This window comes from Plantactinospora sp. DSM 117369 (genome assembly GCF_053764795.1).
The window spans coordinates 7,926,340-7,939,253 of record NZ_CM132446.1 but is presented as its reverse complement, the minus strand read 5'-3'; the positions used below and the strand labels follow the sequence as shown (position 1 = coordinate 7,939,253).

At 70.0% G+C, this 12,914-nt stretch carries 10 protein-coding genes and 1 other RNA gene; 4 read left to right on the top strand and 7 right to left on the bottom strand.

Translation table 11 applies throughout. From position 1 onward, the window contains the following. Positions 1-114: 114 nt before the first annotated feature. Positions 115-999 (bottom strand): alpha/beta fold hydrolase, encoded by an 885-nt coding sequence (locus tag ACSMXO_RS33765; protein ID WP_455415171.1) that lies wholly within the window; start codon positions 997-999, stop codon positions 115-117. Between the two features lie 530 nt (positions 1,000-1,529). On the opposite strand from ACSMXO_RS33765, the gene ACSMXO_RS33760 reads away from it, so the two are divergent. Next, on the top strand, positions 1,530-1,778 hold the full coding sequence (locus tag ACSMXO_RS33760; RefSeq protein WP_346261125.1) for a DUF3311 domain-containing protein: 249 nt from the start codon (positions 1,530-1,532) through the stop codon (positions 1,776-1,778). A gap of 6 nt (positions 1,779-1,784) precedes the next feature. Then, positions 1,785-3,458 carry a monocarboxylate uptake permease MctP gene (gene mctP / locus ACSMXO_RS33755; protein WP_455415170.1) on the top strand — a complete coding sequence of 558 codons (1,674 nt, stop codon included), beginning with the start codon at positions 1,785-1,787 and terminating at the stop codon, positions 3,456-3,458. Between the two features lie 316 nt (positions 3,459-3,774). Here the strand turns inward: mctP and ACSMXO_RS33750 are convergent, their stop codons facing one another. Both ACSMXO_RS33750 and ACSMXO_RS33745 read right to left on the bottom strand, forming a co-directional pair. Beyond that, positions 3,775-4,587: a sulfite exporter TauE/SafE family protein gene (locus tag ACSMXO_RS33750; protein ID WP_455415169.1), complete on the bottom strand. Its 813-nt coding sequence runs from the start codon at positions 4,585-4,587 to the stop codon at positions 3,775-3,777. Between the two features lie 237 nt (positions 4,588-4,824). Continuing rightward, a complete protein-coding gene (locus tag ACSMXO_RS33745; RefSeq protein ID WP_455415168.1) occupies positions 4,825-5,502 on the bottom strand; it encodes an SDR family NAD(P)-dependent oxidoreductase in 678 nt (225 codons plus the stop codon). Positions 5,503-5,600: 98 nt separating this feature from the next. Between ACSMXO_RS33745 and ACSMXO_RS33740 the strand changes: the two genes are divergently transcribed. Beyond that, complete coding sequence (locus ACSMXO_RS33740) at positions 5,601-6,218, top strand: TetR/AcrR family transcriptional regulator (RefSeq protein ID WP_346261121.1); 618 nt, start codon at positions 5,601-5,603, stop codon at positions 6,216-6,218. 60 nt (positions 6,219-6,278) lie between these two features. Continuing rightward, an RNA gene (gene rnpB / locus ACSMXO_RS33735) (RNase P RNA component class A) lies at positions 6,279-6,720 on the top strand. A gap of 505 nt (positions 6,721-7,225) precedes the next feature. Here the strand turns inward: rnpB and ACSMXO_RS33730 are convergent. The 4 genes from ACSMXO_RS33730 to ACSMXO_RS33715 form a co-directional block, all read right to left on the bottom strand. Beyond that, entirely contained in the window at positions 7,226-8,572 is a 1,347-nt protein-coding gene (locus tag ACSMXO_RS33730) for a helix-turn-helix domain-containing protein (protein WP_346258001.1), read from the bottom strand. 328 nt (positions 8,573-8,900) lie between these two features. After that, positions 8,901-12,107, bottom strand: coding sequence for a type 2 lanthipeptide synthetase LanM (gene lanM / locus ACSMXO_RS33725; RefSeq protein WP_455415167.1), 3,207 nt, complete (start codon positions 12,105-12,107; stop codon positions 8,901-8,903). Positions 12,108-12,305: 198 nt separating this feature from the next. Further along, complete coding sequence (locus ACSMXO_RS33720) at positions 12,306-12,461, bottom strand: mersacidin/lichenicidin family type 2 lantibiotic (protein ID WP_346257999.1); 156 nt, start codon at positions 12,459-12,461, stop codon at positions 12,306-12,308. Between the two features lie 138 nt (positions 12,462-12,599). Continuing rightward, entirely contained in the window at positions 12,600-12,785 is a 186-nt protein-coding gene (locus ACSMXO_RS33715) for a hypothetical protein (RefSeq protein WP_346257998.1), read from the bottom strand. Positions 12,786-12,914: the final 129 nt, after the last annotated feature.

The following is a 12,914-nucleotide window of genomic DNA, read 5'->3' as shown; positions in this document are numbered from 1 at the left end:
CCGCAGGCTGATCGGATCGGATCGGGCCGGGTTGGCTGGGTCGGGCCGGTCGGCTGGGCCGGGCCGGGAAACCGCGTCGGGCCGGGAAACCGCGTCGTGCCGGGCCGAAGCCCGTCAGGGCCGGTCGGCGAGGGTCCGGGGCTCGTCGGTGAGGAAGGTGAGCACGGTCTTGACGAACCGGGCCGGGTCGTCGAGCCAGGGGAAGTGGCTGGCACCGTCCTGCACCACGGTCTCGGCGTTCGGGAAGAGCGCGGCGAGCGCCCGGGCCGCCTCCGGGGTGGGTGCCGGGTCCAGTTCGCCGGCCAGGACCAGCACCGGGGCGTCGAGCCCGGCCAGTGCGGCGCGGACCGCGGCGGTGTCCGGGGCGAAGCCGTCGTAGAACCCGGCGGATGGCGCGTCCGGCCGTTCCTCCGGCTCGGCCTCAGCGTGTGCCCGGGCCCGCTCGTCCCACCGGCCGTACGCGAACGGCGCGGCGCCGCTGCGCAACGGGTTCACCTCGTCCGGCCCGGCGCCCCGGCCCGCCGCCTCCTGCCAGGCGTCCATCGCCGCTTTCGCCTCCGGGTACCACCACTGGGTGGCGCGGGCGGCGACCGCCTCCGCGAAGCCGACCGTCTCCACCCCGACCGAGCGCAGGCCCGGGGTGACGAGTACCAACCGGGACAGCCGGTGCGGGTGCCGGGCCGCGTAGAGTTCCGCGAGGTTGCCGGCGGCCGAGTGGGCGAGCAGGTCCATCCGGTCCAGTCCGAGGTGGACCCGGAACGCCTCGACGTCGTCGACCAGCCGATCGCACCGGTAGCTCGCCGGGTCCTCGGGGACGGCCGACTCGCCGCTGCCCCGGAGGTCGAGTTTGAGCAGGGTGCGGTCCCGGCTCAGTCCACCGAGGTCGCCGAGATAGCTCGACGCCCGGGCAGGGCCGCCGGGCAGGCAGACGATCGGCGGCCCGGATCCCAGCACGTGGTACCCGAGTGCGGTGCAGTCGTACGAGGGAAATCGCGGCACCCGGCCAGCATGGCAACCGGCCGACCCCCGATCAAGAGCAATCGTCGTACTTCGATGTATCATTTGGCCTGATAGATCCGTTTGGCGCGACCTTATTTTGGTCGTTGATCACCATTCGGCGCACCGTGCTGGCCGTTGGGCGCACCGGTCCGGTGTCGTCGAGGTGACCGCCGTCACTCTGTCCTAACCTCCGGCGTCACACATAGGTCAACGACGACGTCACACGAAGTTCAATCACGGCCGAGCGCAACCAGGCGGGTCACCAGGCCGAGCGCAGCAGAGGAGACGGCATGAGCGAGCGCAGCGAGCGAATCATCGGACTCAGTGCCAATGTGCCTCATGTCGGTACGGAGCGAAGCGGAGTGCCGGCATGAGCGAGCGCAGCGAGCGAATCATCGGACTCAGTGCCAATGTGCCTCATGTCGGTACGGAGCGAAGCGGAGTGCCGGCATGAGCGAGCGCAGCGAGCGAATCATCGGACTCAGTGCCAATGTGCCTCATGTCGGTACGGAGCGAAGCGGAGTGCCGGCATGAGCGAATCTGAGACGCCGACGGCGCCGGCCGGTGGGGTGGTGGCGAGAGCCCGGGCGAAGGACCACAGCCCGTGGAACTGGCTGCTCTTCCTGCCGATCGTGGTGCCGTTGATCACGCCGCTGTTCAACGCCGACTCACCCCGGTTGTTCGGCTTTCCGGTCTTCTACTGGCTCCAGTTGGCCTTCATCCTGCTCGGGGTCGGCACCACGACCGTGGTGTACCAGATGACGAAGAAGCGGGGGTGACCGACGGTGTGGCAGGACCATCTCACTGAGATCATCATCTTCACGCTGCTGTTCCTGCTGGTCAGCGGGATGGGCTTCGTCGCGGCCCGATGGCGGGCGCCGAGCGACATGGCGCACCTCGACGAGTGGGGTCTCGGTGGGCGCAGCTTCGGCGGCTGGATCACCTGGTTCCTGGTCGGCGGCGACCTCTACACGGCGTACACCTTCGTGGCCGTACCGGCGCTGCTGTTCGGGGCCGGGGCAGCCGGGTTCTTCGCGGTGCCGTACACGATCATCATCTATCCGCTGGTCTTCCTGGTGCTGGTCCGGCTCTGGTCGGTCTCGCACCGGCACGGCTTCGTCACCCCGGCCGACTTCGTCCGGAAGCGGTTTGACTCGCCGACCCTGGCCCTGATCATCGCGATCACCGGCATCGTCGCGACCATGCCCTACATCGCGCTCCAGTTGGTGGGCATCGAGGCGGTGCTCAAGACGATGGGGGTCAGCGGGGAGAGCGCCATCGCCCGGCACCTGCCGATCATCATCGCCTTCGCCATCCTGGCCGCCTACACCTACCAGTCCGGGCTGCGGGCACCGGCGCTGATCGCGTTCGTCAAGGACTCGTTGATCTACATCGTGATCCTGGTGGCGATCGTCTACCTGCCGTACAAGCTCGGTGGCTGGGGGAGCATCTTCGACGCGGCGGACGCGAAGTTCGACGCGAGCCCGTCCCCGAACGACGGCATCACGCTCAACGCCAACAACCAGTTGCAGTACATCACCCTGGCCCTCGGCTCGGCGCTCGCGCTCTTCCTCTACCCGCACAGCCTCACCGGCGTACTGGCCAGCCGGAGCCGGGACGTGATCAAGCGGAACATGTCGGCGCTGCCGGCGTACAGCCTGCTGCTGGGTCTGATCGCCCTGCTCGGGTACGCCGCCATCGCCGCCGGGGTGACCCCGTTGCCGGGCGCGACCGAGGGCACCGTGGACAACAACACGGTGGTGCCGCTGCTCTTCGAGCAGCAGTTCCCGAGCTGGTTCGCCGGGATCGCGTTCGCCGCGATCGGGATCGGCGCGCTGGTGCCGGCCGCCATCATGTCGATCGCGGCGGCCAACCTCTTCACCCGGAACATCTACAAGGAGTACCTGCGCAAGGACGCCACCGCGGCCCAGGAGGCGAACGTCTCCAAGATCACGTCATTGGTGGTGAAGATCGGTGCGGTTGCCTGCATCGTCTTCCTCGACCCGCAGTTCTCGATCGACCTCCAGCTCATCGGCGGGGTCATCATCCTGCAGACGCTGCCGGCCGTCGCCCTCGGCCTCTACACCCGGTGGTTCCACCGGGGCGCGCTGGTCGCCGGCTGGGTCGCCGGAATGGGCCTGGGAATGTGGATGCTCTACCAGATTCCCAACCCGGCGACCAAGCGGGCGCACTTCGGCGGGTCCGCGTTCCCGCTGGAGAAGCTCGGCTTCGACGGCTCAACCAAGACCATCTACGTCGGCCTGGTCGCGGTCGTGGTCAACCTGCTGGTCGCGGCGATCGTCACGCTGATCCTCCGGGCCGCCAAGGTCGCCGACGGGGTGGACGGGACCGAGCAGGACGACTACTTCGCCGACGAGGGCGACCCGCGGGTCGTACCCAGCCCGAGGGAGTCGGCCGAGGTGGCCGGCGAGCCCGTCGAACCCGCACCGAAGGTCTGACCGACCCGACACACACCGACACCAACCACCCCGCCCCCGGGGGGATCCCCGTGGCCAGGGCAGGCAACCCGAGATTCGGGTACGCCGACCTGGTCACGGGGATCTCTTGTCCAGCGCCGATCGGCGGGTGTTGATAGCGTGGAGGAGCGACGACGAGCCGATCCGGACCGGAGGTGCGGCAGATGATCGAGATGCTGCTGGTCGGTGCTTTCGGTCTGCTGGAGGTGGCGTTCTTCGGCTGGATGCTGACCGAGGTCCGTTGGCGCTGTCCCGCCCGGCGCGGGCACTGAGCCGCCGTCCTGCCGGACGGCCGGGGTCAGATCCAGGAGCGGTAGAGCAGCAGCAGGCCGATTGCCGTACCGAAGAGCACGATCACGGTCTTGAGTACCTCGGGCGGCAGCCGGCGGACGAGCCGCGCGCCCGCGTACCCTCCGATGATGGTCGCGGGGGCGACCACCGCGACGGCGGTCCAGTTCACCGGGCCGAACGCGGCGAAGGCGACGGTCGTGGTCAGCCCGACCACCGCGGAGAGCACGTTCTTGATCGCGCTGACCCGGGTCAGCGTCTCGTCCAGCACCAGCGCCAGCCCGGCCACCAGCATGACCCCGAGCGCGGCGCCGAAATATCCGCCGTAGACCGCGCCGACCACGACCATGGTGTGCAGCGCGAGGCTCTGCCGGGAGGGGCTCCGCACCGCCGTCCGGCCCGAGGCGGCGAAGCCGGACCCGGTCGGGGCGGGTTGGCCGCCGCCCTGTCCGATGAGACGGCGAAGCCGGTCCTGGAACGCCAGCACGGCGGTCGCGCCCAGCACCAGGAACGGTACGGCCAGTTCGAACGCCCGGGCCGGAGTGGAGAGCAGCAGCGCGCAGCCGGCGGCGGTGCCCAGCACGGTGCCCGGGACCAGCCGGAGCAGCCACCGGCGGTCCGGCAGATCGTCCCGGCTGCCCCACACGCTGGCCAGGTAGCCGGGGCAGACCGACACCGAGTTGCTCACGTTGGCCGGGATCGCCGGCAGCCCGATCGCGATCATGGCCGGAAAGGTGATGAGCGAGCCGCCGCCGGCCACCGCGTTGACAATGCCCGCGGCGAGCCCGGCAGCGAGCAGTAGCAGCGCCTCGGGAAAATCCATAGCCTGTCGAGGCTAATCGGCGGCGTTGCCGACCTCTCGGTGGCCTGCCGGTCCGTCTCGCCGCCAGCCAATCACCGGAAAGGCCGCCAGGCCACCCACCACAGGCAAGGGGGAGCAGGGCCCGGATGTCCTGCTCCGTCCCCCGCCACGGCGGGACCACCTATGGGCGCAGGCCGCCCGAGGCCAGTAGTACCTCTCCGGTCACCCATCCGGCGGCGGGCGAGGCCAGGAAGGTCACTACCGGGGCACGTCCCCGACCTGCCCCAGCCGACCGAGCGGGGTCGCCGCGACCAGTTCGTCGAGGTACGAACTGCCGATCAGGCCGTGCGAGTGACCTCCCTCGGTCTCCGTGCCGCCCGGGCCGACGGCGTTGACCCTGATGTGGCGGGGGCCGAGCTCCTTCGCCAGTACCCGGGTGATCGCCTCCACCGCGCTCTTGGTGGCCGTGTAGATCATCTGGTTGGGCTGGGACAACTGGACGGCGGTCGAGCTGATGTTGACCACGCTTCCACCGTCCGGGCCGAATCGTTTGACCGCTTCCCGGGTCGCCAGGATCACGCCGAGCACGTTGGTGTCGAACTGGTGGTGGAAGTCGTGCTCGGTCACCGCTTCGAGCGGGCCGAACTCGTACACGCCCGCGTTGTTCACCAGGATGTCGAGCCTGCCGAACTGGTTGACGGCCCGATCGAACATCGCCGTCAGATCGTCCGGCTTCCGTACGTCCGCGGCCACCGCGACCGCCTTACCGCCCAGGGCGGCGATTTCTGCCACGACCCGATCAGCCCGCTCGGTGTCACCGGGGTAGTAGTTGACCACCACCGTCGCGCCGGCAGCCGCGAGGTCCTTCGCTATGCCGGCCCCGATGCCTTGCGCCGCTCCCGTGACGACAGCCACCTGCCCGGAGAGTGTGCCCATGACATGTCCTTTCCGATAGAAGCGGACTGCGGTCCGCTTTTCATCCTTCGAAACGGACTGTGGTCCGGTTCTGTTCCCGGGCTGGCTAGGCTGCGACTGTGACGTCACCCGCAACCGACCCTGACTCCGGACTCCCGCTCGCCGGCCAGCCTGCGGCTGAACGCGTCGACGCGGCCCGCAACCGGGTGCGCCTGCTGGACGCCGCCGCCAGGCTGGTGCGGGAGCGAGGGGCCGAGCACGTCACCATGGAGGCGGTGGCGAACGCGGCCGGCGTGGGCAAGGGCACCGTCTATCGCCGGTTCGGTGACCGCGTCGGCCTCATGTTCGCGCTGCTCGACCACGCCGAACGCACCTTCCAAGAGGACTTCCTGTCCGGTCCGCCGCCACTGGGTCCGGGGGCGCCGCCCCGGGAACGTCTGGCGGCCTTCGGGGTCGCCACGATCCGGCACCAGATTCGCTATCTCGACCTCTATCTCCAGGCCGAACCGAAACCGGCCCGCCAGTACAGCCCGCATCCGCCGTACGAGGTGCGAACCCTTCACCTGGCGAGCCTGCTACGGGCGGCGGGCGTCCCGGGCGACCTCGACGTGATCGCCGAGGTGCTCAGCAGCTATCTCGGCACGCCGTTCCTCAATCGGCTGCACAGCCACCGGCGTGTCCCCCCGGAGCGGATCGAGGCGGGCTGGTTCGATCTGGTTGATCGCCTGGCGGGCTGAGTGGCGGCGGCCCGGTGGATCGCTCTTCGGGATCATCGCTACCATTGGGTACGCGACGGACGAGTCGACCGGGCGGTCGCGTCGGCGGAGCGCGAGCCCGCCGCCGAGGAACGTCCGGACTCCACAGGGCAGGGTGGTTGCTAACGGCAACCCGGGGTGACCCGCGGGAAAGTGCCACAGAAAACAGACCGCCAACCGGGGTGGTTTACACGGAAACGCGTGGATCGACCGGTTCGGTAAGGGTGAAACGGTGGGGTAAGAGCCCACCAGCATCCCGGGTGACCGGGATGGCTCGGTAAACCCCACCCGGAGCAAGGCCAAGAGAGGGCCATCGCCGAAAGGCAACGGCCCGCGCAGGCGTTCGAGGGCTGCCCGCCCGATGCCTGCGGGTAGGCCGCTGGAGCCTGCCGGCAACGGTAGGCCGAGATGGATGACCGCCGCCGGCACCACCGGCAACGGTGCGTGCCGGGCACAAAATCCGGCGTACAGGTCGACTCGTCCGTCGTCGTACCGCTGAGCTGCGGAATCTCTTTACTATTGATCTTGTGTCCGCAGCTGTGGTCACGGAGATCCATCTACTGGCAGGCCGGACGGTAGGCGGCGGCAGATGCGACGTCGCGGCTTCGTCGGCGAACGGGCCGCCCGTGAGTGGCAACAAAACGCCCACCGCCACAACGTCATGCCGGAGAGTGCTGGGTAACGACGGACTCCTCCGCCCACGCCTGAAACGCCCGGCCGCGAGCCACGAGCGCGTTGTCCAGGCCGAAGAACGCCAGCGACTGCACGTCCCGCACGTCAGCCCGATTGTCACTGCTGTCGGCGGGCCACGTTCAGGCGCAGGTCGGTCGAGACCGGTGAGCTGATTCTGCGGCCATGGGTGGATGGGGTTCGAGAGCCCTCACCCACAGGAAATCGCAGGTCGAAGGCCAGTTCGCCATAACTGACGAGCTGGCCTCGATCATCTGACCGCCGTCAACTGTGGTCCCGCCAGTCGGAAGTCAATACCGCTACGCGGCAATCCGGTTGAGCCCCATCGGGTGCCCGAGCAGGTGCCGGACCAGGTTGAGTACGCGAAACCGGCCGAACTCGCCGTCGTCGTGTTCGGTCGGGCGGATGAGACCTCGTTGCAGCAGGCTGTTTACGGCCTTGGCCGCCTCCGGGATCCCGCCCTGCACCTCCCGGGCTGCGGTGCTCATCGACCAGGGCTCGGCGAGGCAGGCCAGGGTACGCAGGGTCCGGGCGTGCTCCGTCGGCAGCGCGGCGACCGTCTCCGAGAGCGCCGCGACGAGTCCGGAACCCGCGTCGTCGCGGCCCTCCGTGACCGGTTCGGTCAGCAGCGCCGGAGCGCGCAGCGCCAGTTCCACCAGTTCGTCCGACTTGTAGAGCGGGAGCCAGGACGCCGCCGCCTTCAGGGCCAGCGGAATGCCGTCGACCGCCATGCTGATCCGGGCGATCGCCCCGATCTGGGCGTCCGTGATCGGCGCGTCCGGCCGGATCCGCTGGAGGTGGGTGAGCAGGAGGTGCACCGCGGGATACCGGGCGAGTTGGCCGGGGGCCGCCTCGTCGGGACTCTCGGGCACGGCCAGTGGCGCGAGGGTGAGTTGATTGCCGGCCCGGTACCGGGAAGGGTCGCGGCTGCAGGTCAGCAGGCTGATGTTCGGGCAGTTGCGCAGCAGGTGTGTCAGGGCGGACTCGCTGATCACGGGCTCGACGAAGTTGTCGATCACGATGAGCGCGGAGAACTCGCTGACGAGCGCGGTCAGTTCCTCGGTGGCCTGCTCACCGCGCTGTAGTAGTTCGAAGAGCGTGGTGGGCAGGTCGGTCCTCGGGGTTCTCCGTCTGCGGCGGGTCTCGGGCCGGATCGGTGGGGTCCACCGGTCCGCGCTCATCCAGAGCACCGGTTGCCCGGCGGTCCGGTTGACCTCCTGCGCCACCGCCTGGGCCACCCGGGTCTTCCCGACGCCTGCCAGACCGCTGAGTGCGACCCACCGGGAGCCCTGGGCGGCCAGCAGGTTCACCGCCAGTTCGACGGTGTGGCCTCGACCCATGAGCGGGTCGGCGGCATGTGGCATCTCCGAGGTCGTATGGGTGAGGGCCAGGTCCGGAAGCGCGGCGACCTCGTGCGGACGTGCCGCCAGGAGGAATTCGGTACGCGCCAGGTTGTCCAACTGGAGTGCGTCGGCGAGCAGGTCGATGGTCTGTTTCCGGGGATGTTTGGCCTGGCCCAACTCCAGATTCCGGATACTTCGAATGCTGATCATCGAGCGGGTGGCCAATTCCGCCTGCGTGAGGCCTCGTCGAATCCTGGACGCCTTCAGGATCCGACTGAAGGTCAGGTCAGCTCTGTTGATCATCGTCCCCCGTTTCGCATGGCGCTGGTGCGTTATGCTCTCTCGATCTGACCTATCGGGCACCGTGACAGGAAAACGACCAATGAGGTCGTGGCGGTCACCCTCATGCCGGAGCCCTCGCAGGCGACACGCCATCGTGGTCACCTCCCCGGCAACCATCGAGCGCGATGCTAATGGTCATATCTACATCGATCAAGATTCTGTGTATGGCGCTCCGGGGCGGGCCTGGATCAACAAGGAGCCCTGATAAATCACCCTAATTCAACAGGTGCGTGTCCCAGATGTCAGGAACCCGTCGGTCGGTCGTCAGCCGGTCGCGTACCGCAGATGATCACAGCACCAGCACGCTGGGTACGGCCTCCGGGCACGCCGTACGCAGTAGACCGTGACCGATTCCGGCCGCTCCCGCCAGCAGACCGGGCGTCCACACCCCGGCCGGCGCCGCTGTCACCGGTCGGCCGGCCAGGACCCGCTCGGCCACCGAATGCGCCAGCAGACCGGCCTGATCGCGCAACCATCGGTCGTCGTACGCCTCGGCGGCCGCGCGTAGCAGCTCCACTATCCCGAGATCGCCGTGGCACAGCGAGTCGTTGCCGGTGCCCAGATAGGAGTCGTCCCGGAACCACGTCGAGCGGACGAGTTCGATCGACCGCCCGAGTTCCGCCAGCAACCTGGTCCGGCACGGCTCCATCCCGGGCATCCCGAGCATCGCGGCCACGGCCAGTCCGGTACCGACGACCCCGTCACACCAGTGCGGCCGCGCACCGCCGCCCGCCGGTCCGCCGCTGCCGGGCCGGGGGCGCAGGTCGAGCGCCCGGGTCGCCCGGGATACCGCGATGTCGGCCCCGATGATGTCGGCCAGCCGGGCGGAGGCATACGCCCAGCCGGCGCTGCCCCGGCCCAGCCCGGCCGGAGCGGGCTTGCCGGCGGCGGCGTACCGCCGTACGGCGGCGTCGACGGCACCGGCGGCATCCCGGATCGTGGCGGCGGTGCCGGCGTCGGGCCGCAGCCGCGACATCCGGGCCAGGGTGAGCGCCGCACCGGCGATGCCGTCACGTACGTCGATCCGCCGGTCGTGTCCGAGGTTCTGCGCTACGGCCGGGACGAGGCGTTCGGCCTCGGCCAGCAGGGCCGGTTCGTGCCAGAGCTGGGCCAGGCGCAGCAGGAGGTTCAGCAGGCCGCCGAGGTCCTCGTACGCGCCTACCGACATCCCCCGCAACTGTTCGACCGGCGGGATTTGGCCAGGTCCGACCAGTCCCCGGACGATCTCCTCGGCCACGTCGCGGTAGCGGCCCACCCCGGTCAATCCGGACAGCTCGGCGAGGAACAGGGCGATCCCGCTGACGCCGGAGCCCAGACCCAGACTCGTCGCGCCGACCGTCCAGTACAGCGGGGCGAGGCGGTGCAGCGAGATCCACTCGACGGTGCCGTCCGCCGGATCCCGCAGCGCCGTCTCCAGCAGGCGGTCGCCGATGCCCCGGGCGGCCGCGATCGCGAGTTCCGGATCGACGTCGCCGGATCGGGCACCCGACGGCACGGGCTCGGGTCGGGGCACTGGAAGCACGGTGCAGAGCGAGGCGCGGACGAGCCAGAGCTGCTCCCGCAGGTCGGCTTCGGAGAATCCGGCCAGGCGTCGCCGGACCGCGGCCAGCCCACTCACCGCCAGAAAGTCGTCGGCGACCTTGCCGGACGGGTCGTACAGCGCTGTTTCGCCCGGGTAGGCGTGGAAGACCGGCACGTCGTGCCGGTCGAGCTGGCGGACCTCGCTGCTGATCACCGACGCCCGCGCCGGGTAGTGCTCGTGGCCGGTCGCCAGCCGCTGCAGGAACAGCTCCCGGTCGAACGAATCGCGGAGCAGGTCCGGATGCCAGGAACTGTCCACCATGGCCGCGTAGAAGCGCGTGTTGCGCAGCACCACCCGTACCTCGGCGTCGTGGAACGCCGCGAGCGGCCCGGCGGAATCCAGCAGCGCCGGGCGCTCGCGCAGCAGCAGCCGGTAGGTCGCCTCGAAGCCGGCGAGTACCGCGTCCGCCCGGATCGGCGGCGGGGTCGGCGCGCCCGTCAGCCGGGGCCGGTTGTGCGAGACGTCCGCAGGCCGGGGACGGCGGGTAATCCGCATCAGGTCGGTGCCGGCGTCCGCATAGGACTGGCCCGGGTACGTCGCCTGGTCGCCCTCGTCCACCCCGCCGAGCAGCCCGCAGATGCCGAAGTTGGGGTCACCGCCGCCGCCCGGCTCGGCGAGCCGGCGGGGCAGCAGTTGCACGGTGAGTACGGAGTTCCGCAGCACCCGGGTGGTCACCTCGTGGTGCTCCGACTCCGCCACCGTGAGCGCGGGCTCGGTGTGGAACAGCGCCTCCAGGTCGATGTACGCGGGATGCTCGCCGTCCGCGATCAGATTCCAGGCGTGCATGTCGTACGCCCGCAGGGCGTAGAACAGTGCCAGGTAACTGCCCTGCCGCCAGTAGAACCTGGCCAGTTCCGCAGCGTCCCGGCACGGGCTCGGTGCGACGTACCGGCACCAGCCGTACCCGCCGCGGTCGAGCACCGGCGGTGGGTGCAACGGGTGGGTCAGCCCGCGCTCGTTCAGCCAGCTCAGCAGGGCGTTGAAGTGCCGTTCGATCGCGAGACTGCGCGGCTTGTAGACGACGCTGATCCGGTTGTCGTACGTGATCACGGCAACCGACCGGCCACCCCGGTGGGTGTCGCCGGCGCCGAACCGGATCTCCCGGACAGCGCTGAGACCCGCTGCCGGAGCGCCGAACGCCTCCCGCAGCCGGTCCGCGTCCTCGACCAGCCGGTGCGCCAGTTCCAGCCGGACGCGGATCCAGGTCCGCAGGTGCGCGACCAGTTCCCGGGCGAGCACCGGATACCGCGCCAGCAGATCGAGGGCGCGTCCCGGCTCGACCAGCTCCGTGGCGAACGCCTGGAACCGCTGCTCGGGCGTGGCGCCGGGCAGCCGTCCACGTAGCCGCGCGGCGTGCAGGTCGAGCAGCAGGACCCGCTGCACCATCGCGAGGAGCCGGTCGGTGTCCGGCGCGAGCAGCGGGTGCCGCGCGTCGAGTCGGTGCGGCGGGCTGACCAGCTGCTCCAGCCCGGTACGCAGTTCCCGCCCAGCCCAGTCGAGCAGCGGCCCGAGCCAGCCGAGCAACTCCTCTTCCGACCGGCCCGTGCGATCGGCCGGGGGGTGGCGGGTGTGGTCGGCTGGCGGACCGGGCTGGCGGGTGCGGCCGTCCGGCCGGTGTGGTGGGAAGTCCCGCCACGCCCGCGCGATCACCCGGGTCCAGTCGGGTGGGTCGGGCAGCCGGGCCCGGAGCGACGCGGCGGACTCCCCGGCGAGCGCGGGCAGGTCGGTGCCGGGGCCGAGCCAGTGCGCCGGCGGGCCGGTGTGCCCCCGGACAATCCTCCCCGTACGCCAGAGTCGCAGCCGCAGCTCGCCGCGCTCCCGGTCCGGTCCGGTGCACCGGGTCGGCTGGCCCAGCCGGCCGGACAACGGAATACCGAGCCACCACCGGGCATCCCCGGCCAGATCCGCCCGCACGCCTGCTTCTTCGTGATGCACCATTGAACCTTTTTCAACCTCCCCTTGCGGTCCGGCGGACCGCAAGGTCGGACGCGGTGCGTGAGCGCCGCGCGGTCCAGGTTGAAAAAGGTTCATTCCGCTGCTCCGGCAGGCAAATCGGCCGAGTGTGTGCTGTTGCCGGTGTCAAGTCGCCGGCCAGTGGCGTTGACGCCGGTCCTAGTCCGCCGGCAGGTCGGCCAGGTCGAGGATGCCCACCGGGCTGTCCGGCAGCCGCGCCAGTTCGCCCTCGTCGAGCCGGGCCCGGAAGACGGGGTCCTGCCAGGCGCGCAGCACGTCCTCCACAGGCAGCGGTGCGGGTGGTTCCGCTGTCACGTACGGCCCTTCTCGCTGGGCGTCCGGCGGTGCGTCGTACCGGTCCGCCAGTCGTGCGGCAACGACGGCCGTGGGCCGGGTGCGCCGGACCCAGGACGGGTACGGCACACCCGACCGTGCTGGCCGGACGGCGGCGTCTCAGATGACGCTGGTGTCACCCAGGACGCTGGTGTCCTTTACGACGCTGGTGTCCTTCAGCAGGCTGGTGTCGGCGATGACACTCGTGTCGGCGATGCTGGTGTCAGCGATCACGCTGGTGTCGGCGACGATGCTGGTGTCCCGGAGGGCACCGGCCACAGCGGCACGCTTGGCGTACTTCTTCATGTTGTTCACCTCCTCTATGCGGAAATGTCGTCCGTCGTCGCGGTTCGCGGATCCATTTCTCTCCGCCGGTCGCGGACCAAATCGCGGCACGCCTTCCGCTCGACGAAACAATTCACCCAGCCGACATCG